Origin of the sequence: Chryseobacterium wanjuense (assembly GCF_900111495.1) — a bacterium.
Classification (GTDB): domain Bacteria; phylum Bacteroidota; class Bacteroidia; order Flavobacteriales; family Weeksellaceae; genus Chryseobacterium; species Chryseobacterium wanjuense.
Genome location: NZ_FOIU01000002.1, coordinates 627,078 through 647,726, shown reverse-complemented (window position 1 = coordinate 647,726; position 20,649 = coordinate 627,078). Strand labels below are relative to the sequence as shown.

Below are 20,649 nucleotides of genomic sequence, written 5' to 3'. Positions count from 1 at the left end.
TCTAAACAAATTTAAAAATTAATTTGATATTAAATGTCTTTTTTGTTTAAAACTTCATCTACAAAAACTCTTCTGCTTACCGCATCGTAAGATTCTGTTTCTCCGAGCTCTACAAGATCTTTTCCTGGAGAAGTTCTCATCGAATAATTGGCAAGATTTCCGGTTCTCATGCAAATAGCATGTACTTTTGTTACATATTCTGCAGTAGCCATCAGATTCGGCATCGGTCCGAAAGGGCGGCCCAAAAAATCCATATCCAGGCCTGCGATAACGACTCTTATCCCACTATTTGCCAGCTGATTGGCTACATCTACAATGCCCTGATCGAAAAACTGTGCTTCATCAATCCCTACAACATCACAATTGGAGGCCAGCAGAAGGATTTCATTGGGATTTTCCACCGGTGTACTTCGGATTTTATTCTGATTATGAGAAATAACATCCTCTTCCGAATAACGTGTATCCAGTTTAGGTTTAAAAATCTCCACATTCTGCCCCGCCATTTCTGCTCTGCGTAGTCTTCGGATCAACTCTTCGGTTTTTCCGGAAAACATAGAGCCACAAATAACTTCCATCCAACCACTTTGTTTGGAATGATTAATTGTATTTTCTAAAAACATTTGTTAAATTAGCCGTATATTTTTAAGATCAAAAGTAAGCAATTTTAACAAGATTCTTATATGCAGAACATCCAAGATTTAAAGGAAAAGATTTTTTTTGAATCCAAGAATATCATCGCTATTCTGGACAAAATAAGCAATGTAGACGAGTTACTTTCCAAGCAAGATCTTGTGGATGAGCTTGCTAACAGGATTTCGTTCTTACGTTTGCTGGAAAAAAATATAGAGTATTTCGGGAATGAAAATCCACAAAATCCGGAAAATGATGAAAAATCTTCGGCAATCGGCAATACTGCTGAAAATGAAGATTTGAGCAATGAAGTGACGGAGGAAGAAGCGATTTTCAATAATGAATTAAATGAGATCAACGAAAACGAAAATGAATCTTACTCAAGTGAAGTCACTGAAGAGGAGGCTATTTTTAATAATCAGCTGAATGAAATCGTTGAAGGCGAATTTCATGAATCTATTGTAAATCTTGTTGAAGAAAATTCTGAGCCGGAGATTGTTGAGAATCATGAAGAAATTAAATCAAATGATGTAACGGAAGAAGAGGCTATTTTCAATAATCAGTTGAATGAAATTGATAATGATGAAGCATCCGATTACAGCGGAAACGCCTTGAATTTTGTGGATGAAGAAAGAATTTTAGCAGATTCTGAGCCGGAAAATGATGATGATATCCATGAAGAAATGTTCAATGATAAAACTACGGAAGAAGAAGCTATTTTTAATAATCAACTAAACGAAATTGATGAATTTGAAAATGAAGTTTCAGATGATGAAGGGGATGTTTTGAATGATTTTGATGAAGAGGAAAAAATTCAGGATAATTTTGAATCTCCGATTAAAAACGATGAAATTCCTGAAGTTACGGAAACGATTCCAAGTATTTTTGACACCGAAATTTTAGAATATGAAGAAGAAATTTTAGTGGAAGAAAATGAAGAGCAGTTTGTGGTTTCCAATGTAGCGATTGAGCAGGGAGAAATGGCAACGGAGACTTCCAACGTCGATCATATTGTAAGCGAAATCAAAAACGAGCCTGCTGAAGAAGAAAAGCAGGAACAATCGATTCTTGCGGAAATCAACGACAGAAGAAAGATTGTGGAAATCGATAAACCTCAGGTAGAAAAAGAAATACATCCTTCTGATGAAAGCTTCGAAAATCTGGAAGAATATCATCAGGAGAAAAAAATAAGACTAGCCAACATCAAAGGATTAAAAGCGGTACAGACACTTTTTGACGACGATCCTCTGGAAAGAGAATTCCCGGAAGAAAAACCCGCTCCTGCGACAAAAGAAGATGCAGGAAGCATCCTTAAAACCAATATTCCGACCGATTTTATGGAGGCGGAAAAACCAAAACCTGAGTTTAAGCTGGATCTGAACGACAGAATCGCTTTCTCGAAAACATTATTCGGGGGAAGCCAGTCTGAGCTGAATGAAGTAGTGTCTAATCTTAACAGTTTCAGGACGTTGGAAGAAGCAAAGGAATATCTGAGCGATCTGTATTACCAGAAAAAATGGAGCAAAGTAGACGAATATGCCCAGAGACTTTGGATATTGGTAGAAAATAAATTCTTATAAATTACATTTTGAGCGGAATCCTTTATTTTGTTCCTACACCGATCGGGAACTTGGAAGATATGACTTTCAGAGCGGTAAATGTGCTGAAAGAGGTTGATTATATTTTATGCGAAGACACAAGAACTTCCGGAATTCTTCTGAAGCATTTCGAGATTTCAAAGCCTTTAAAATCTTATCATCTGCACAACGAGCACCAGACGACGGAAAAGGTGATTACAGACCTTAAAAACGGGCAGAATATCGCTATTATTACCGATGCCGGAACGCCGGGAATTTCAGATCCGGGGTATTTGCTGGGAAAAGCAGGCGCAGACAATAATATTGATATGATCTGTTTGCCGGGGGCAACGGCTTTTGTGCCGGCTTTGGTGGTTTCAGGATTGCCGAACAACGAATTTCTTTTTGCCGGATTTTTACCTCAGAAAAAAGGAAGACAAACTAAGCTGAAACAATTGGCGGAAGAGAAAAAAACCGTCGTTTTATATGAAAGTCCGCACAAAATCAACACGACGTTGGAGCAGATCAAAGAATTTTTTGGGGAAGAAACCAAAGTAAGTCTGAGCAGGGAAATTTCCAAGAAATTTGAAGAAACCAAACGCGGGACCATCAATGAATTAATTGAATTCTCAAAAAGCAAAACTTTAAAAGGTGAGATTGTACTCATCGTAAATAATTCTATTTAATTGAAAAAATTAATTTTCGTGCTGCTTTCGTCTGTTTGCCTTGGACAGACCGATCAGTACAAACAGATACTTTTAACTAAAAAACTGGGCAAAGAGGTACGTTCTTATTCTAAAGGTTACGGAATGATCACCGACCCCAAAACCGGAAATGCAGGGATTGTAGACTCTTTAGGCAATATTACTTTTGATTATCCTTTTAAAAGTGAGATCTCCCATCTCTGGAAAGATCGTTTTATTTTGAAGGTGAAAACCGGAAATTCCAACGCAAAAACAGCTTTAATTGATGAGAAAGGCAATCAATTGATTCCTTTGGACAATTTTAAATTCAGAACCTGGGAAAATAAAGACAGAATGATCTATTCCAGACAGGGAAAAGACTGTGTTTATGACTTTAACGGGAAGCAGATTATACCTTTTTCGGATAAAATAGAATTCGGCAGCGAGAATAGATTTTTCGTTAAAAATAACAATATCTGGCTCATTTATGACTTTGATGGGAAACAGGTTTCCGACAGACAATTTACTGAAGATCTTCGTTTTTACAAAGGCAGAGCATACATTTCAAAAGGCGAAAAATCGGGTGAAGTTATTGATAACAACGGGAAAACATTAAGCTCAATTTCCAATCATAATATTGATAATATTAATGCTTTTCCTTATCTCGTTACTCTGGATACATCCAAAAACAGATACGGAATTGTAGACGAAAAGGAAAACGTTATCAGCGATGAAATCTACGAACAGGCTTTTGTGGGAAGAGAATATATTTACCTTACCAAAGATGATAAAGTAAGCATTTTTTCGAAGAAAGAAGGGAAGGTGTATGATCTTGATTATCATTATGTAAACCCTTTATTTAATGGTTTATTCAAGACTTCGCAGGATCAGACCAATCCTAAGGCAGCCGTTATCCGCCTGAATGGAGAAATTGTTTTTCCTAAAGAATACGACAGGATAGAAGGCCTGAATATCGCAGGAGACAAATACCTGTACCTGAGAAAAGATGATGTAGAAACGCTTTTGGATAAAAATTTAAAAAGTATTTTAAATGACAGTTACGAGATTGAAAAAATATTCCCTAATGCATTGATTCTAAGTAAAGACGGTGTTTATTATTCATTTTCACCAAAAAATAATACTTACAAAGAATTGAAGGGATTTAAAGAAATGAAACCTTTCGAGCTGTACCCATTGTTAATAGGCAAAAACATTGATAATTTCTACGGAATTCTGGATGAAGAGGGAAATGAAGTAGTTCCTTTTATCTATGATGATATCGAAACGTTCCTCGGAGCCAATGAATTTGTCGTGAAAAAAGACAATAAATTTGGTGTTACCAATCATAAAAACGAACCGTTGACGGAAGTTGTTTTCGATAAATATGTTCAGGATAAAAAAGGAATAAAACTCACCAAAGGAAAAGAAACGGAATTCATCTATTTTACAGAACAAAAAGAAAGAAATTTCATCGAGTAGATCTTAAATGATCACTTATATGATAAAAAACAGCAATAAATTTTCGCTAAAAATGTGATTTAAAATGTATTGAATAACATTTTATAATATCTTTGCGCACTGATTAATTTTGATAAAATTAAATATATTATATTAGCCAACTTTCAAAAGGTTAATAAGTTATAAAGAAAATAATTGTCATAAATATGAAACTATTAGAAGGAAAAGTAGCGGTAATTACGGGAGCTACAAGAGGAATCGGGAAAGGTATTGCTGAAATGTACGCTCAACACGGAGCTAAAATAGCATTTACTTATGCCGGCTCTGTAGACAAAGCGAAGGAATTAGAAGCTGCTTTAAGTTCTGTAACTCAAATTAAAGGTTACCAATCTGATGCATCGGATTTTGATGCGGCTCAAAAATTAATTGATGATGTCATCGCTGAGTTTGGCCAGATCGATATTCTGATCAACAATGCAGGAATCACGAAAGATAATTTGCTGTTGAGAATGTCTAAAGAAGATTGGGATAAAGTAATTAAAGTAAATCTGGATTCTGTATTCAACCTTACAAAAGCGGTTATTAAACCCATGATGAAAGCAAAAGCAGGGTCTATCATTAATATGACTTCCGTTGTAGGAATCAGCGGAAATGCAGGACAGGCAAACTATGCGGCTTCCAAAGCGGGTGTAATTGGTTTTACAAAATCTGTTGCGCTTGAATTAGGCTCTAGAAACATCCGTTGCAATGCGATCGCTCCTGGTTTCATCGAAACTGAAATGACGGCTGCTTTAGACGAAAAAGCAACTCAGAAATGGAACGATTCGATCCCTATGAAAAAACTGGGAAAACCGCAGGATGTAGCTAATGCTTGTGTATTCTTAGGAAGCGAAATGTCTTCTTACGTTACAGGGCAGACGTTAAACGTTGACGGCGGATTACTGACATAAAAAATATGAAATTAGCAAAGAATATTCTCGTATTCTTGTCGATTTTATTATATATCGGTCTGATTTACATTGCTTTTTTTAATGTATATCAGACCGATGATTATATTTATTCCTATGGAACCAAGAAGTTGGGAATTATTGGAAACAGTTTAGATTTTTACAAAAACTGGGGTGGAAGGTATTTTGGATACACCATCAATACGCTTAACCCGGTTTCCAATGACCCGGAAAATATTTTACCGAAAGTTTATCCAGCCTTGCTATTTTCAATATTTATTGGTATTTCAGCGTTGAATTTTAAACAATATTTTAAATATTCATTATCTGAATCATTATTAAAAGGCTTTCTCTTATTTTTTTTCTACACCGTTATTCTAGTCAGTCTTCCTGAGCATTTTTACTGGATCACAGGATCCAACATCTATTTTCTGCCTGTTATTTTATCGGGAATTTTACTCTATTCATACGGAAAATTTCAAGAATCAGGAAAGAAGATTTGGTTCTTTTTAAGCGCAATATTTGTAGCGGTCATTATGGGATCGAATGAAATATTAGCCTTACTTCTTTTAGGAGTTTTAATTGTTTTAAATTTTCAAATTAAATCAAAAGAAAACAGAATATTATTAATTGTTGGCTTAATAGGTCTTCTGTTAAGTTTTCTGGCGCCCGGAAACTTCAAAAGACTCGCCGATTCCACAGATGTTTTTTATATCAAATGGCTGAAAAGGATAGGGATATTTGGAGCCAATTCAATCTATATTTCCTTTAAAATAATCTTGATCTTACCGCTTTTCCTTACCATTTTTGGAAAAGAATTAAAGGGAATTATTGAAAAAATAAGCTTTAAAAAAGCAATTCTGATCTGGTTAATATCCTTTGTCCCATTGCTTTTTACCGGATATATTCTGAATACGATCGGAAGGCAGTTTGAGAATATTATTTTCTTCTATCTTCTTACTTTTTCGCTTGTGATGATGTTTAGATTTGAAAAAATCAGGAAATTCTGGTGGATAAGTATTATCATTGTTTTCTTGCCTGAAACCCATATTTTCCCTGAGAAATATGCTAATTTCAATATTGATTTTAATGTAAATAATATTTTTAAAGAAATCTTTCTCACAGATCTGAAAACATACGATCAGGAAATAGAAAACCGCATTTATACGATTAAAAATTCAAAAGAAGATTCTTTGATACTGGATAAAATAAAAACGGTTCCTAAAGTGCTGTATTTTGATGAAATGTCTTCCGTACACGAGGATAAAAAATACGTGAACGACCAGCTTCAAAAGTATTTTGACAAGAAATATATCAGAACAAAATAAGGCATCTCACGATACCTTAATTCTGTTTTTCAGCTACAATTTTATCATAAAAAGTTTTCACCTGAAGATCACCAAATCCGAAAATTCCCAATTCATCCCGAAACTTTTCAAAGATATCATTAAAGTCTGTTATTCCTTTTTCCATTAAATTTTTAATGAAAACTTCAGGATCTGTGTGGAGATAAGCATCAATAACTTCGTCTAAATAATGAAAGCAATCTGATTGATTTTCAGAAAGTTTTTTCAATGATTCACGGTCGTTATTCTGGTATGCCTTCCAAAGATTGAGAGCCAATTTGATATCTTTTTCCTGAAACAAAACTCTGGATTGCAACGCATCTTCCAAATCCGAATTTTTTGAAACCGAAAACCCTTTCCAATGGTCTTCTTTTCCTTTTTTTGGAAATATTCTGTAAATTTTAATGTCTTTATGTTGAAGCAAAGAAACACAAAACCAGAGATTTACCTGGCAAAACAAATCGTCCTCAAACCAAAGATTGACTTCCGAACCATCGGCAATCTGCATAATTTTTTCAAATTCTGAAACAACTTTCTTATAATAGCTGTTTTGCGAAGCTTTATAATCTTTAAGAATAAATTCAGATCTTATTTTCCAGAAATCTTCCAGATTATCAGCCTGTAACGGGCCGGTAACTAAAGCTTCTCTACACATAATCATCTCGCCTTCAATCGAAGTTTCCTTCAACTGATCCGCGAGATAATCACCGTTTGTTATATTCAATATATTATTCAATTGCTAATCTTTAAATACTTGATTTTCTTGCTCCTGAACCCTGATGAAAGTTGTCCTTTTCGACAATTCCTTAAGTTTTGAAGCACCAACATACGTGCAAGTAGAACGAACACCGCCCAAAATATCTTTCACCGTTTCCGAAACCGGACCTTTATAAGCCACTTTCACCGTTTTTCCTTCTGAAGCCCGGTATTCTGCAACACCTCCAGAATGTTTATCCATCGCTGTTTTAGAACTCATCCCGTAAAATAAACGGAATTTTTTGCCATTTTCTTCGATCATTTCACCGCCGCTTTCATCATGACCGGCAAACATTCCTCCGAGCATCACAAAATCTGCACCTCCGCCAAAAGCTTTGGCCACATCTCCGGGAACTTTACAGCCGCCGTCTGCGATGATATGACCGCCCAATCCATGCGCGGCATCAGCACATTCGATAATTGCCGAAAGCTGGGGATAGCCGACACCGGTTTTTACACGGGTAGTACAGACAGATCCCGGGCCGATTCCTACTTTTATGATATCTGCGCCCACCAAAAGAAGCTCTTCCACCATTTCGCCCGTTACGACGTTTCCCGCGATGATAATTTTATCGGGAAAATTGGTTCTTGCCTTCTTCACAAATTGCACGAAATGCTCGGAATAGCCATTGGCTACATCAATGCAGAGAAACTCAATTTTTGGGTGCTTTTCGAGGATGGTTCTTATTTTTTCTTCATCCGCCTTTCCGGTTCCGGTGCTTAAAGCGATATATTGATGAATATTTTCCGGCTGATTATTTAAAAACTCACTCCATTCATCCACGGAATAGTGTTTGTGAATTGCCGTTATAATTTTGTCCTTTGCCAGTTCTACAGCCATTTCAAAAGTCCCGACCGTATCCATATTGGCAGCAATAACGGGAACTCCATTCCATTTTTTCTGAGTATGTCTGAATGTGAATTCTCTTTCCAGATCAACCTCGGAGCGGGATTTCAGCGTGGAACGTTTTGGTCTGAACATTACATCTTTAAAACCCAGCTTTATTTCATATTCTATTCTCATATTTGGAAAATTATTTTACTTAAAATTAGGAAAAAGATTGATTAAAAGTTGAATTAAAAGGATTTTAAAAATTTTTTAATAAAATTCTTTTCCTGAGTTTGCCTATTTTTCGATAATGCTTTCATATGCATGGTTTGTAAATTTAATTTAAAAAGAATTTGAAGATATTATTAAAAAGATCTGCGCAATCTGCAAAATCAGCGTGAGCAAAAAAAAACAAATTAAAAACCTTCCTGAATATTAAATTCATTCAAAAAAGCAATACTTTTGAAACCATGGATTTTCCTGTTACTTTTCACATTTTCGACACAACAGTTCTTGCACATCCGGTTTTTGAAGCGTTAGGGATGTTTATCGGGATGCGGTATTATTTTTTTTTAAAACGAAAATCTAAAGAAAAACTTTCATTCAACACTTCTGCAGCAGTTTTAATAGGAGCGACGGCGGGAGCATTAATCGGTTCAAAATTGATTGGCAATCTCGAAAATCCATACAAGCTTTTTGAACACTTTGATTTTAAAACCATCTGGACAAATAATACCATCGTTGGAGGATTGGCTTTTGGATTAATGGGCGTAGAATTAGCCAAAAAAATTGTAGGACATAAGGAAAGTACGGGAGACTTGATTGTTTTTCCCTTGATGCTGGCAATGATTATCGGAAGAATTGGCTGTTTTCTCACCGGAATTTATGAAGAAACTTATGGTCTGCCAACAAAATCAATCTTCGGGATGCATTTGGGAGATCAATATTTAAGACATCCTGTTGCTTTGTATGAAATTGCTTTTTTAATTGTTCTGTGGATTGTATTAAAAATGATTCAAAGACAGAAAAAACACCCTTCAGGTTTTGTATTTCAATCGTTTATGCTGAGTTATTTCGCATTCAGATTTCTGCTGGATTTTATTAAGCCGAGATTAGAATTAGTGGGAAATTTAGGCACGATCCAATTGGTTTGTCTATGCGTAATTATTTATTATATTTTTAAAATAAAAAACATAAAAACCGTACATTCACATTAAAATTTTCACTATGAAATCTCTAACATTGCTGGAAGTCGGAAATCTGGGAGGATTATTTGCCATGATCATCATTATTTTTCTTGTAGTGGCACTGTTTATTTCCTTCATTATCACCATGATTGTAAAAGTTTCGTACGAATGGAAAGGCGATAAGAAATTTTCCAGAAAACAGTTTATACAGACAATGCTTATTTCCTTGCTGTTGTGCGGTTTGATAAGCGGAGCGATTTGTGGTGGTGGACTTTAAATTAAAAATATGCCTGTAAGAAATTATACCTATTACGATTATACGATCAGTCTCTGCCCGGAATGCCTGAAAAGGGTGGGTGCTAAGATTATCATCGAAGATGAAGCAGTTTTCATGACCAAAAGATGTCCTGATCATGGATTTTTTAAAACAAAAATTGCTTCGGATGTTCACTATTACAAAAATATTAGAAACTATAATAAAGCTTCGGAAATGCCAGTTCATTTCGGAACCGATGTAGAGTACGGATGTCCTTATGATTGTGGCTTATGTGTTGATCATGAGCAGCATAGCTGTCTTTCGATTGTGGAAGTGACAGATCGTTGCAATCTCACTTGTCCGACCTGTTATGCCATGTCTTCGCCACATTACGGAAGCCATCGAAGTTTGGAGGAAATTGAAGCCATGTTTGATATCATCGTTAAAAATGAAGGAGAACCTGATGTCGTTCAGATCAGTGGAGGTGAACCGACGATTCATCCCGAGTTTTTCAAAATAATGGATATTGCGAAATCAAAACCGATCAAACATCTGATGCTGAATACCAATGGAGTACGAATTGCCAACGATCCCGGGTTTGCAGAAAAACTGGCAACGTATGCTCCGGAATTTGAGATTTATCTTCAGTTTGATTCTTTTAAACCGGAAGTTTTAGAAGATTTCAGAGGGAAAGATCTTACGGATGTGCGAATGAAAGCTTTGGAGAAATTAAATGCTTTAAATCTTTCTACAACGCTGGTAATTGTCCTTCAAAAAGGAAAAAATATTGATGAAATAGGGAAAATCATCGATTTTGCCTTGAAACAAAAATGCGTCCGCGGAATTACTTTCCAACCCGTAGAAATTGCCGGAAGGAACAGAGACGATTCTGCCCACGAAAAAATAACGTTGACGGAAGTGAGACAGGAGATTTTAAACCAGTTTCCGCTTCTGAATTCGGATGATATTATCCCGGTTCCGTGTAATCCTGATGCGTTGGCAATGGGATATATTTTAAAGCTGGAAGGTGAAACTATTCCTTTAACAAGATATATTAACCCGGCTGATTTACTGAATAATGAAACGAAAAATACAATCGTTTACGAACAGGACACCGGACTTCAGATGCAGCTTCTTGATATTTTCAGCACCGGAATTTCTGTAGATAAAGTGCAGCCTAAAGTAAATCAATTATTATGCTGTCTCCCAGAAGCTTCTGCTCCGAATCTGGATTATGATAATTTATTCCGGATTATTATTATGAATTTCATGGATGCCCATGATTTTGATGTTCGTGCCGTAAAGAAATCATGTGTTCATATCGTGAATAAAGATTTAAAATTAATTCCATTTGAAACCATGAATCTTTTTTATCGTGATGATAAAATTAAATATTTGGAAGAGCTTCGAAAAGAGGATAAAGTTTTGTTTTAATCCCACAGATTTTACAAATTTGCACAGATTCTTTCGGTGTAGTAACGAAGACATAGGAAGCTGAAGCGTAAAGAAAATTACAAATTAATCCGTTAAAAAATTCCTACTGTTTGAAGCGCGACACAAATTTTGAACCGAAGAACAAATGCTGAATTCGTGCAAGTTTTTGGAATTTCAGGATTGATTTTTAGCATTCAGATTCCAGGTCTTGAAATAATATTCGCCGACTTTATGGAGGCAATTTTTCGTTCTTTTGTTTCAAGACAAAAGGACATCTAAATAAAAAAAATAAGGCGTAAAATAATTACGCCTCAATATAATTAATCAAAATTCATTACCTCTTCCAGAGTCTTCATATACTCATATGCTGTAAGGTCGAACTTTACGGGGACAATTGAAATATATCCGTTGGCCAAAGCCGTTTCATCAGCATCTTCAGAATCATCCATATTATTGAAATATCCTGTAAGCCAGTAATATTTTTTGCCATGCGGATTTACTCTTTCATCAAAGCTTTCTTCCCATTTTGCATTAGCCTGTTTGCAGACTTTTACGCCTTTTATTTCTTCTTTCGGAAGCTTGGGAATGTTTACATTTAAAACAATTCCTTTCGGCATTGGCTTTTCTAAAGTTCTTCTTACAATATTCTGAATATAGTCTTTCGCCTGTGTAAAATCTGCTTCCCAGCTGAAATCCAACAGTGAAAATCCTATCGAGGGAAGTCCTTCTACGCCGCCTTCTACAGCCGCAGACATCGTCCCGGAATAGATCACATTGATCGAAGAATTGGCTCCGTGATTGATCCCCGAAACCACAATATCTGGTCTTCTCGGCAAAATTTTGTCGAGAGCCATTTTTACACAGTCTACAGGTGTTCCGCTGCAGGAAAAATCTCTTTGCGGGCCTTCAAGATGTACTTCTTCGTAGCTTAGGGTAGAATTGATGGTAATGGCGTGACCTTTACCGCTTTGTGGAGAATTGGGAGCTACGACAACTACTTCTCCGATTTCGTTCATAAAATTGACAAGATTTCTGACACCCGGTGCTGTAATTCCGTCATCATTAGTAACCAGAATAAGTGGTCTTTCCATATAAAAGTATAATTTTTGAGAAAATTTTGTGCAAATTATTCTATTTTAGATACTGATCCTGCGATGGGCGGAAACAGAATTCACACGTATCAAATTTAATTAAAAGTTTTATAACAAAATAATGGATTGTTAAAAATTAAAGTTCTCAAATACACTTAAAACAAAAAGAGCAGAAGATTTTACACATAAAATCAACTACTCTTCAATAAACACTTCACATGAAAGGTCTTACTTTTTGTGATATTTTTTAATTCAATTAATGTTTTACCAACCAGCTTTCTACAGCTCTTGAGAAGTCTGCAACGTCGATTGGGTGACGGCTTGTAACGATATTTCCGTCTGTCACTACAGGTTCGTCCACTACCGTTGCTCCTGCATTTTTCAAGTCAACCTGTATATTCCAGTATCCGGTAAGTTTTCTTCCTTTTAAAATATCAGCAGAAGCCAATACAACCGGAGCGTGACAAATTGCAGCGATCAGTTTTCCTGATTTGTTGAAATCCTGAAGGAATTTAATTACATCTTTGTCATAACGAAGGTTATCCGGATTCCATGCTCCACCGGGGATAAATACGGCATGATAATCATTTACGTTGATCTGATCGGCAGTTTTATCAAATTTAATCCATCCTACAGGCTGCAAATACTGAATGGCCATAATGTGTGTTTTAGACATTTCAGGGTAAACAAGCCCGTATCTTGCAGGAGCAGGATTGAATTTCGGAGCTACAATATCCACCTGAGCGCCTAATTGTTTGAAATACCAAACCGGGCCTAATAATTCGATTTCTTCAAAGCCATCGGCAGCGATTACAGCGATTTTTTTGCCTTTAAGAACGGTCTTATCTTTTACAGGTTTGAAGAAAAAGTCTCTCAAAGCTTCGTTTCCGGGAGCGTTTAATAATTGGGAAACAGGCATGTTGACAACAGCTGGCTGTGAAGCTAATTGGTTTACTACTTCAAGCTCATGGCTGGTCTTTTGTGCGTTTAGATTGTTGATAGCAAATATACCAATGATAGCTGCTACGATTGTTTTGTAAATAGTTTTCATTTTTTTTAGGTTTAAGGATTAATTATTTTAATTAAATGTTTTTTATTCACGGATAAGAGGTGCAAATTCAATCAGATTATGAATACCCGTCTGAAAAGGCTGTTTTTTAATACTTGAATTCAGAAAATCAATAACAGGCTGGATAGGAGGGAATTTCAAATGATATTGAAAGGCATCATCTCCCCTGAATTTTTCATACGTTACAAATTGTGTCGGGTCATTTTCAAATTGAGAAAGCTGATAAGTCACGACTCCCGGCTCGCTTCTGAACTGCGGCATTGCAGCATGATAAACATCTTTAAATGTTTGTTCCGTGCCCGCTTTTGCGTCTACAAACAGCATGATTGTGAGTTGATTATCCTCTTTTTTTGAGGTTCTGCGCCATTCTTCTTTTGAAAGCGGCTCCAGGTCTTTTACCTGAATTGTTTTAAGAGGCTCTGTTAATGCTTTTTTCGCTAAAGAATTGATTTTTTTCGCTTGCGGACCCATATTGAAATTTTCCAGTTCGCTTACATTTTTCCAGCGTTCGATAAGCCATAAAACAGAAGGTTTTTCTCTTTCGTAATACGCTTCAGCCATGATGTTTCCGTCTTTGGAAATGGCGTTTTTTACATACAGGCTTAATGTCTCTTTCAATTGATTCTGGTAGTCTGCTTTTACTTCAAACCGTGTCAGTTTTACTGTGATTTCCTGTGCTTTTATCGACATTCCGGAGAAGAGAAGAAATGCTGAAAACGCGACGATCAGATGGTGCAAAACATATCCTAATGTTCGATTTGTTTTAGTCATAATATGAAGTTTAAATAGTTGAAAAAATTAATGTAAATGATATCTGACTGTTTTAGATACCTTATTGATATTCAAATTTCTAATACAAATTTATCACTGTATGAAATCCCAAGAAAGGTCGGGAGTCACTAAAAACGAGTGACTAGAATCACAAACAATGTTTAAAAAGAAACAACCAACCTATCAACCGATTGGTCATTTCTTATGTTTAAGTCAGATTATTTCCCGATTTTGATCAGTAAATCTGAAACGTCGTTTGGTTTAGACAAAAACGGAGAGTGGCTTGTATTCACTTCATACACTTTTGAAATTCCTGCCTTGCTGATCATCTGATCCTGAAAAGCCGGGGAAATCACAATATCCTGAAGCGTTTTGATATATACTTTTTGTACGCTTCCGAAGTTCTGGCTGGTTAATGTAACTTTATCATCAAGAGGAATAGCCGGTTCCGGACGGTAGTTGCTCACGACAAGATCTTTTGCGGCTTGCGAACCGTCACCGATGAAAAGATGGGTTAGGTTTTCACTTTTTACATCAAATGTCAGATGATCTGCAGACTGTACGAGCGAACCTCCCAGTTGAGAACCCGGATCTAACAGAGCTAAATCCCCTAAAGACTGCCCGGATTCCGGAAGAAAAGCACCGATGTATACCAATTTTTGGATTTTTGAAGGAACTTTTTCTGCCACATTGGAAATGACCATTCCAGCCATGCTGTGTCCTACGAGAATTACTTTTCCTTCTGCTTTATTCATTGCTTCTATCACTTTATCACGATAAACATCTAAAGTTAAAGTATGAGTAGGGGTGTTGTCTGCTCCGTGTCCCGGAAGTTCTACGACAATTACTTTCTGACCTTGTTTTTCAAGGTTAGCTCTTACCGTATTCCAAACGTAAGGAGCTTGCCATGCACCGTGTACCAATACGTATGTTTGCGGCGGTACAGTGGTAGTGTTATCATCATCTGTCGAGCAAGATGAAGACGTAAGGAGTGTGAACGCTGCTAGTAACAGCGTCAAAAACATTGTTTTCATTTTTCTATGTTAAATTGTTATTGTGTTGATTTTTAAGAGAATATTTCTAATTCATCTGTTGATGAAAAGGAGTTCATCCTGAGTAAGATTAATATCGATGGATTTTGCATTACACTAAAAACGTGTGACGAAAAATCACTCATTATTTTCCGGAGCGGGAATATCAAATCCATTTAAAATCATGGCAATAAGGCTATAGCTCCCGATTAAGAAAAAAAGCTCTCCAACGGCTTCCTTTCCTAATACATCCACGGCGTGTCTGTATGTTGAATTGGAAACAATTTTTCCGTGGGTTAATGTGTAAGCAATATCATAAGTAATGGCCTCCTGTTCATTCAATCCTTCCGGACGAATTCCTGCCGAAAGTGAAGCAACAATACTTTTAGAAAAACCAAAAGCTTCCGCCATAATTTCATGAACGTACAGTTCAAAACGGGCTCCGAATGTACTTCCGACTGTTAAAATGGCAACTTCACGCACTTTTTTATCCAGTGTTGCATAGGTATCCAGCGTTCTGATAAAACTCAAAGCCGGAATTCCGAATTTTGGAAAATGAAGCATAGCTGGAAAAGGACCTAATAAAGCACCTTCATCATTAATCATGGATGCCTGTCCCTGGCTTTTTGTAATGAGATTCGAGATTTCGTCGTGTACAAAACGTAATTCTGAAGTAAGATTTTCCGGAGGTAGTGGTTGTAGACGCATGATATTAGTTTTTAAGATTAAAATTGTTGGTAAACTGTCCGTCGATTAATACAAAAGCCATTCGGCAATTCTTTCCAGATCTGTTTGACCATGCATGGTTCGTCCCTACCTGAATGACAATATCTCCTGCCTTAATTGTTGTCTCTCCTTTATCCAGAATCATGGTGATTTCTCCTTCCAAAACAATCCCGTAATCAAGCGTTTCGGTGCGATGCATCAATGGATGGGGAGCGCCTTGCGATGAAGTGGAAGCATTTTCGTCTCCCATTGATCTGAATTTTTCGGCGGCTTCTTTTTCTGTAAGGTTTCTGATCTCGTCTCCTTCCGGCGGAAAATCGATAACCCTTATTCTGGTTCCGTTTTTTGGAGGAGGTAATATCAAACCGTTTTCGTCTGTTTCATCGGGTTGAGGGTGTATTAAAACCGGAGTTTCTACCGTATGCCATACTTCAAAAAATGTGGCTCCTCCTTTTCCTCCTACAAGGTGTGTATTTACGGGTGGTGCATCGCAAATGATTGTTGCTTTCCCTTCCGGATCGTGACCTGTCACAATACGTCTGAATGTTTTTGTTGGGGTTTCCATTATTATTTATTTTTAAAATTTTTAAAAAAATAGACTCCAAGGAAGTGGAAAAGAATTCCGACCACCCATGCTAGCGTAGACCAAAGTGGCCATATATAAGTTCTGTCGGTTAGATACCATACCAACCAGATAAGCGGTGTGGTAAGTAAAAAAACTAAAAAGTGTATTCTAAAACCTTTTTTTGCATTCATATGAGCTGATGTTGAGCTCAGTTTTCTTTGGTGTGTCATGATCATTTAATTTTTCTGTGAAACGTATTTTTATTTTTGACAACAGGAACTTTTTACTTTAGCTTTTTTATTGTAATTAATTTGATACTAAGCTGTTGTCAATTGCTGTTGTTTAATTTTCTATTGCAAAGTTGGCAAAGAAATGAAGGCTGTACCTGACACAAATGTGTCAAAAAGTATTGAGGGATTTTTTTTTGACAAAAGGGAGAAGATATTGTTGTTCAAGAGTAAGAAATACAACAAATACATCGAAAAATTGAGGAATCTGAACGATAAAAAAGAATAAAAAAATAGTAATAGAAGTAAAAACAATCTACTTTTAGAAAAGGGGGATTTTTAATTCATTGTGTATATGATGCTTTGCTGAGTAAAATAGAGATCAATAGATGACGTAAATCTTTTTTAACAAAAAATCTAAAAATAATAGATATTTGTAAAGAAGGTATTAAATTTGATATTTTGTAACAGTAATTTAAAAATTACTACTTATTGAAATACTTTTTAGAAAATTAATAAAAATACATGACAGATTTATGTGGAAAAATTTTAAACTAAATAAATTTTTACTCCTAATTCCATTAACAAGTCTAATGTTTTGTTTCAACTCGCCACAGAATGATGACGAAAAGATGCAGACGATAATGGTGAGCGTAAAGAATACACTTTCTTATTTGCATTATAGCCCAAAGCCAATCAATGATGCTTATTCTAAGGACGTTTACAAGCATTATTTTGAGTTGGTAGACCCGGCAAAAAGATACTTTTTACAGTCGGATATGGATGAGTTCAGCAAGCATGAAAATAAGCTTGATGATTATATCAACGTAGGAGACCTTACCTTTTATAAACTGACGATCGACAGATTGTATCAAAGAGTGGACGAAATTGATAAGATGACTCAGGATATCTTCAGCAAGCCGATTAATCTTGAAGAAGATGAGGCATTAACGCTTGAGCCGAAGCTGAAAAAAGTACCTGTAAACAAACAGGAACAGTACAACGAGTGGAAAAAATTCATCAAATACAATATTCTTCAGGAAATTGAATCGATGAACAGCAAGGAAGAAGCTCAGAAAGAGAAGAAAGATTCTGTTCAGAAATACAATTTAAAAGATACCATTAAATATCAGCCTTTAAACCAGGAAGCGAAGATTAAAAAAGCAACCAATGAGGTGAAAGATCTTGTAAAAGAGACATTTACGAGGTTTAAAAAGAGAAAGAAGATGGATTGGTTTACAGTCTATATGAATGCTTATACTGAAGTTTTCGACCCGCATACCAACTATTATTCTCCAAAAGATAAAGAAGATTTTGATACTAATTTTACAGGAAAAGTTATCGGAATCGGAGCCATTATTCAGGAGAAAAAAGGGAACCTGTATTTGGGAGCCTTAACGATCGGTGCACCGGCATGGAAATCCAAGCAGCTTTCTGAAGGGGATAAAATTTTAAAAGTAAAATCTAAGCCGAAAGAAGATGCCGTAAACGTTGTAGGAATGCTTTCTGACGAAGCCGTACGTTTGATCAGAGGGGAAAAGGGAACACCAGTTACTTTAACGGTTCAGAAAAAAGACGGAACCATCAAAGACGTTACCATGATTCGTGAAGAAGTAGCTATTGAAGATACTTTTGCAAGAAGTATTGTGGTAAATTCTCCGAACGGTAAAAAATACGGTTTCATCAATTTACCAAGCTTCAATGCTGATTTTGAGAACCCTAACGGAAGAAATGCTTCAGATGATATCAAAAATGAAGTTCTTAAACTGAAAGAACAAAACATCGAAGGAATTGTGTTGGATTTAAGAAATAATGGAGGTGGATCATTAACGGAAGTTGGTGACATCATGGGACTTTTCATGAATGCAGGACCTTATGTTCAGGTAAAAGATGGAAACGGAAAAATTCAGACCTTAAAAAATAAAAACGATGTTCCGATCTGGACAGGGCCACTTGTAATTATGCAAAACGAACTTTCTGCTTCTGCTTCTGAAATTTTGGCAGGAGTAATGCAGGATTACGGCAGAGCGATGGTCATTGGGTCGCCTCAGTCTTTTGGTAAAGGAACAGTTCAGACTTTTGTGGATCTAAACAGATTCTTAAATACAGAAGATGATTTCGGATCTTTAAAGCTTACCATCCAGAAATTCTATAGAATCACCGGAGAATCTACTCAGAGAAAAGGTATTGTTTCAGATATTCAGATGAAAGATTTCTTCACCTATGCTGAAATCGGAGAAAGATATGATGAGTTTGCTTTAGCTTGGGATAAAATTCCTGCTACAAACTTCCAGAAACTGAATTATTTTGATATCAAAGCTTTAGAAGCTAAGAGTACAGGCAGAATGGCTAAAAACAACAATTACCAGCTGTTATTGGAGTCTGCTCAGTGGAGAGAAAAGCTGGATAAGGAAGAAACCATTACGCTTAATATCAATAAGTTTAATGAATTGATGAAGCAGAGAAAAGCTCAGATCGAGAAATTCAAAGTATTGACAAAATTTGATAACGGCTTAAAATTCATGATGTATCCTTCAGAAATCGAAAGGGAGAAAAAAGATGAAGCATTCAAGAAAAAATCTGAAATGTGGATCAAAAACCTTAGAAAAGATACTTACCTTCAGGAAGCAATGAATATTATTGCAGACATGAGTGTAAAATCTTAATATATAAAACCGCTAATTTTTTAGCGGTTTTTATTTTATTTGAAAGTTTCCATTTATGGAAACTTTTTTTTATATTTGAACAAACAACAAATGTGAAATATTTCGATACTATATTTTTGGAAGAAGCTGAAAGGTTTATTTCAAAATTAGATAATAAATCGGCACGTAAAATAATTTATAATATTGATTTGGCGGAGCAGACCAATGACCCAAAATTATTTAAAAAAATAAGTGATGAAATTTGGGAGTTCAGATCCAAATATTTAGGAAATCAATATAGATTATTAGCTTTTTGGGACAAAAGAGATCATAAAAATACCTTAGTAATCGCTACTCATGGATTTGTAAAAAAGGATCAGAAAGTGCCTCAAAAAGAAATAGATAAAGCAAAGAAAATAAGGGAAATTTATTTAAAATAAAGTTATGGCAAAGAAAGAGATTAAAAAATATACCCTTGCAGAGATGAAAGATCGCTACGTCGGTAAAGAAGGCAGTGGGGAAAGACATACTTATGAATATGAATTAAGAATGGATGTTTTGGGACATTTGATAAAGGCCGCACGCAAAGAAAGAAAGTTGACCCAGGTAGAACTCGGAAACTTAGTGGGAGTACAAAAGGCTCAGATTTCTAAAATTGAGAATAATATAAATAATGTTACCATTGCGACCATTTTAAAAATCTTTGAAGCTCTTAATGCAGATGTGAGCTTCAATGTTAAGCTTGATGATAAAAAACTGGAATTGCAAGCTGGGTAATTCTAAAATAAAAACCCCGTTGATTACTACAATCAACGGGGTTTTTTATTTAAAACAATAAATAATTATTTAATTTCTACACAACCCACTCTTCCTCCGGCATTTCCTGTTGGCTGAGTATGGAAATCGTCTGCTGCAGCGTGTACAATAAGACCTTTTCCGATGATGTTTTTAGATTCGTCTGCGCATCCAAGGCACCATTTATCAGTCTTAAATGTCAAAGTAGCCACTCCTTCCTGATTGGCCACCAGGTTACCGATATCTCCCATGTGGAAATGCTCGGCGCCCCATTTTCCGTGGTCGTCTTTTGCAGGATTCCAGTGTCCTCCGGTTGAGGTTCCGTCTGCTGCAGAACAGTCGCCTTTCTCATGAATATGTACGGCATGGATTCCCGGAGTAAGGTTCGTTACATCCAATTTCATGATAACTTCATCTCCTTTCTGAGTAAACTTTGCCGTTCCTCCTGTTTGTGTGTTGCTTTTAGACAGGACTTGGTACGTTTTTGTTGTTCCGCAAGAAACAGCAAATAGCGCACATCCGGCTAATAATGCTAATGTTTTACTATTCATTTTTAAATGATTTAAAGTGATTCTACGATAAATTTATAAAAGATTTCCCAAAGCGCTTTATGATTGCAGTTCTTT

Annotated in this window: 22 protein-coding genes; 11 read left to right on the top strand and 11 right to left on the bottom strand. The window is 36.0% G+C overall.

The genetic code is table 11. The annotated features are described in order from the left end of the window. Positions 1 to 29: 29 nt before the first annotated feature. Positions 30 to 620: a thymidine kinase gene (locus tag BMX24_RS14735; protein ID WP_089793999.1), complete on the bottom strand. Its 591-nt coding sequence runs from the start codon at positions 618 to 620 to the stop codon at positions 30 to 32. A gap of 60 nt (positions 621 to 680) precedes the next feature. Between BMX24_RS14735 and BMX24_RS14730 the strand changes: the two genes are divergently transcribed. From BMX24_RS14730 to BMX24_RS14710, 5 genes are all read left to right on the top strand, one after another. Beyond that, positions 681 to 2,210: a hypothetical protein gene (locus BMX24_RS14730; RefSeq protein ID WP_089793997.1), complete on the top strand. Its 1,530-nt coding sequence runs from the start codon at positions 681 to 683 to the stop codon at positions 2,208 to 2,210. A gap of 8 nt (positions 2,211 to 2,218) precedes the next feature. Next, complete coding sequence (rsmI, locus tag BMX24_RS14725; RefSeq protein WP_089793995.1) at positions 2,219 to 2,893, top strand: 16S rRNA (cytidine(1402)-2'-O)-methyltransferase; 675 nt, start codon at positions 2,219 to 2,221, stop codon at positions 2,891 to 2,893. Next, positions 2,894 to 4,369, top strand: coding sequence for a WG repeat-containing protein (locus BMX24_RS14720; RefSeq protein ID WP_089793993.1), 1,476 nt, complete (start codon positions 2,894 to 2,896; stop codon positions 4,367 to 4,369). It begins immediately after the preceding gene. 185 nt (positions 4,370 to 4,554) lie between these two features. Continuing rightward, complete coding sequence (gene fabG / locus BMX24_RS14715) at positions 4,555 to 5,298, top strand: 3-oxoacyl-[acyl-carrier-protein] reductase (protein WP_089793991.1); 744 nt, start codon at positions 4,555 to 4,557, stop codon at positions 5,296 to 5,298. 5 nt (positions 5,299 to 5,303) lie between these two features. Continuing rightward, positions 5,304 to 6,623: a DUF6056 family protein gene (locus tag BMX24_RS14710; protein ID WP_089793988.1), complete on the top strand. Its 1,320-nt coding sequence runs from the start codon at positions 5,304 to 5,306 to the stop codon at positions 6,621 to 6,623. A 16-nt stretch (positions 6,624 to 6,639) separates the two neighbouring features. Here the strand turns inward: BMX24_RS14710 and BMX24_RS14705 are convergent, their stop codons facing one another. Further along, on the bottom strand, positions 6,640 to 7,377 hold the full coding sequence (locus BMX24_RS14705; protein WP_089793985.1) for a DUF1835 domain-containing protein: 738 nt from the start codon (positions 7,375 to 7,377) through the stop codon (positions 6,640 to 6,642). Positions 7,378 to 7,380: 3 nt separating this feature from the next. Next, entirely contained in the window at positions 7,381 to 8,421 is a 1,041-nt protein-coding gene (locus tag BMX24_RS14700) for a GMP reductase (RefSeq protein ID WP_089793983.1), read from the bottom strand. Between the two features lie 275 nt (positions 8,422 to 8,696). Here BMX24_RS14700 and BMX24_RS14695 point away from each other — a divergent pair, with 275 nt between their 5' ends. From BMX24_RS14695 to BMX24_RS14685, 3 genes are read left to right on the top strand one after another with little or no spacing between them, the layout of a single operon-like run. Beyond that, entirely contained in the window at positions 8,697 to 9,443 is a 747-nt protein-coding gene (locus BMX24_RS14695) for a prolipoprotein diacylglyceryl transferase (RefSeq protein WP_089793981.1), read from the top strand. 10 nt (positions 9,444 to 9,453) lie between these two features. Continuing rightward, entirely contained in the window at positions 9,454 to 9,690 is a 237-nt protein-coding gene (locus BMX24_RS14690) for a hypothetical protein (RefSeq protein WP_089793979.1), read from the top strand. Positions 9,691 to 9,699: 9 nt separating this feature from the next. Next, complete coding sequence (locus BMX24_RS14685) at positions 9,700 to 11,103, top strand: radical SAM protein (RefSeq protein ID WP_089793977.1); 1,404 nt, start codon at positions 9,700 to 9,702, stop codon at positions 11,101 to 11,103. Between the two features lie 320 nt (positions 11,104 to 11,423). Here BMX24_RS14685 and surE read toward each other — a convergent pair whose 3' ends face one another. From surE to BMX24_RS21525, 7 genes are all read right to left on the bottom strand, one after another. Beyond that, the gene (gene surE / locus BMX24_RS14680; protein WP_089793975.1) at positions 11,424 to 12,194 is read right to left on the bottom strand and encodes a 5'/3'-nucleotidase SurE; all 771 of its coding nucleotides are present in this window, start codon (positions 12,192 to 12,194) and stop codon (positions 11,424 to 11,426) included. Positions 12,195 to 12,450: 256 nt separating this feature from the next. Further along, entirely contained in the window at positions 12,451 to 13,245 is a 795-nt protein-coding gene (locus BMX24_RS14675; protein WP_089793973.1) for a DJ-1/PfpI/YhbO family deglycase/protease, read from the bottom strand. 42 nt (positions 13,246 to 13,287) lie between these two features. Continuing rightward, positions 13,288 to 14,034 carry a putative quinol monooxygenase gene (locus BMX24_RS14670; protein WP_089793971.1) on the bottom strand — a complete coding sequence of 249 codons (747 nt, stop codon included), beginning with the start codon at positions 14,032 to 14,034 and terminating at the stop codon, positions 13,288 to 13,290. A 218-nt stretch (positions 14,035 to 14,252) separates the two neighbouring features. Then, positions 14,253 to 15,068: an alpha/beta fold hydrolase gene (locus BMX24_RS14665; protein ID WP_089793968.1), complete on the bottom strand. Its 816-nt coding sequence runs from the start codon at positions 15,066 to 15,068 to the stop codon at positions 14,253 to 14,255. Positions 15,069 to 15,203: 135 nt separating this feature from the next. After that, complete coding sequence (locus tag BMX24_RS14660; RefSeq protein ID WP_089793966.1) at positions 15,204 to 15,773, bottom strand: carboxymuconolactone decarboxylase family protein; 570 nt, start codon at positions 15,771 to 15,773, stop codon at positions 15,204 to 15,206. Between the two features lie 4 nt (positions 15,774 to 15,777). Then, positions 15,778 to 16,356, bottom strand: coding sequence for a cupin domain-containing protein (locus BMX24_RS14655; RefSeq protein WP_089793964.1), 579 nt, complete (start codon positions 16,354 to 16,356; stop codon positions 15,778 to 15,780). 2 nt (positions 16,357 to 16,358) lie between these two features. Further along, a complete protein-coding gene (locus tag BMX24_RS21525; protein WP_394332542.1) occupies positions 16,359 to 16,547 on the bottom strand; it encodes a 2TM domain-containing protein in 189 nt (62 codons plus the stop codon). 572 nt (positions 16,548 to 17,119) lie between these two features. On the opposite strand from BMX24_RS21525, the gene BMX24_RS14645 reads away from it, so the two are divergent. The 3 genes from BMX24_RS14645 to BMX24_RS14635 all read left to right on the top strand — a co-directional run bounded on the left by BMX24_RS14645 (position 17,120) and on the right by BMX24_RS14635 (position 20,005). Then, complete coding sequence (locus tag BMX24_RS14645) at positions 17,120 to 19,249, top strand: carboxy terminal-processing peptidase (RefSeq protein WP_089793960.1); 2,130 nt, start codon at positions 17,120 to 17,122, stop codon at positions 19,247 to 19,249. Positions 19,250 to 19,341: 92 nt separating this feature from the next. Continuing rightward, a complete protein-coding gene (locus tag BMX24_RS14640) occupies positions 19,342 to 19,668 on the top strand; it encodes a type II toxin-antitoxin system RelE/ParE family toxin (RefSeq protein WP_089793958.1) in 327 nt (108 codons plus the stop codon). A gap of 4 nt (positions 19,669 to 19,672) precedes the next feature. Continuing rightward, positions 19,673 to 20,005, top strand: coding sequence for a helix-turn-helix domain-containing protein (locus BMX24_RS14635; protein WP_089793956.1), 333 nt, complete (start codon positions 19,673 to 19,675; stop codon positions 20,003 to 20,005). Between the two features lie 65 nt (positions 20,006 to 20,070). On the opposite strand, the gene BMX24_RS14630 is transcribed toward BMX24_RS14635, so the two are convergent. Continuing rightward, positions 20,071 to 20,574, bottom strand: coding sequence for a superoxide dismutase family protein (locus tag BMX24_RS14630; RefSeq protein WP_089793954.1), 504 nt, complete (start codon positions 20,572 to 20,574; stop codon positions 20,071 to 20,073). Positions 20,575 to 20,649: the final 75 nt, after the last annotated feature.

What these genes read in the sequence shown, in the direction of transcription:
- BMX24_RS14735 (WP_089793999.1), bottom strand. Translation starts at nt 620, where the DNA reads ATGTTTTTAGAAAATACAATTAATCATTCCAAACAAAGTGGTTGGATG.
- BMX24_RS14730 (WP_089793997.1), top strand. Translation starts at nt 681, where the DNA reads ATGCAGAACATCCAAGATTTAAAGGAAAAGATTTTTTTTGAATCCAAG.
- fabG (WP_089793991.1), top strand. Translation starts at nt 4,555, where the DNA reads ATGAAACTATTAGAAGGAAAAGTAGCGGTAATTACGGGAGCTACAAGA.
- BMX24_RS14710 (WP_089793988.1), top strand. Translation starts at nt 5,304, where the DNA reads ATGAAATTAGCAAAGAATATTCTCGTATTCTTGTCGATTTTATTATAT.
- BMX24_RS14700 (WP_089793983.1), bottom strand. Translation starts at nt 8,421, where the DNA reads ATGAGAATAGAATATGAAATAAAGCTGGGTTTTAAAGATGTAATGTTC.
- BMX24_RS14695 (WP_089793981.1), top strand. Translation starts at nt 8,697, where the DNA reads ATGGATTTTCCTGTTACTTTTCACATTTTCGACACAACAGTTCTTGCA.
- BMX24_RS14690 (WP_089793979.1), top strand. Translation starts at nt 9,454, where the DNA reads ATGAAATCTCTAACATTGCTGGAAGTCGGAAATCTGGGAGGATTATTT.
- BMX24_RS14685 (WP_089793977.1), top strand. Translation starts at nt 9,700, where the DNA reads ATGCCTGTAAGAAATTATACCTATTACGATTATACGATCAGTCTCTGC.
- surE (WP_089793975.1), bottom strand. Translation starts at nt 12,194, where the DNA reads ATGGAAAGACCACTTATTCTGGTTACTAATGATGACGGAATTACAGCA.
- BMX24_RS14675 (WP_089793973.1), bottom strand. Translation starts at nt 13,245, where the DNA reads ATGAAAACTATTTACAAAACAATCGTAGCAGCTATCATTGGTATATTT.
- BMX24_RS14670 (WP_089793971.1), bottom strand. Translation starts at nt 14,034, where the DNA reads ATGACTAAAACAAATCGAACATTAGGATATGTTTTGCACCATCTGATC.
- BMX24_RS14665 (WP_089793968.1), bottom strand. Translation starts at nt 15,068, where the DNA reads ATGAAAACAATGTTTTTGACGCTGTTACTAGCAGCGTTCACACTCCTT.
- BMX24_RS14660 (WP_089793966.1), bottom strand. Translation starts at nt 15,773, where the DNA reads ATGCGTCTACAACCACTACCTCCGGAAAATCTTACTTCAGAATTACGT.
- BMX24_RS14655 (WP_089793964.1), bottom strand. Translation starts at nt 16,356, where the DNA reads ATGGAAACCCCAACAAAAACATTCAGACGTATTGTGACAGGTCACGAT.
- BMX24_RS21525 (WP_394332542.1), bottom strand. Translation starts at nt 16,547, where the DNA reads ATGAATGCAAAAAAAGGTTTTAGAATACACTTTTTAGTTTTTTTACTT.
- BMX24_RS14645 (WP_089793960.1), top strand. Translation starts at nt 17,120, where the DNA reads ATGTGGAAAAATTTTAAACTAAATAAATTTTTACTCCTAATTCCATTA.
- BMX24_RS14635 (WP_089793956.1), top strand. Translation starts at nt 19,673, where the DNA reads ATGGCAAAGAAAGAGATTAAAAAATATACCCTTGCAGAGATGAAAGAT.
- BMX24_RS14630 (WP_089793954.1), bottom strand. Translation starts at nt 20,574, where the DNA reads ATGAATAGTAAAACATTAGCATTATTAGCCGGATGTGCGCTATTTGCT.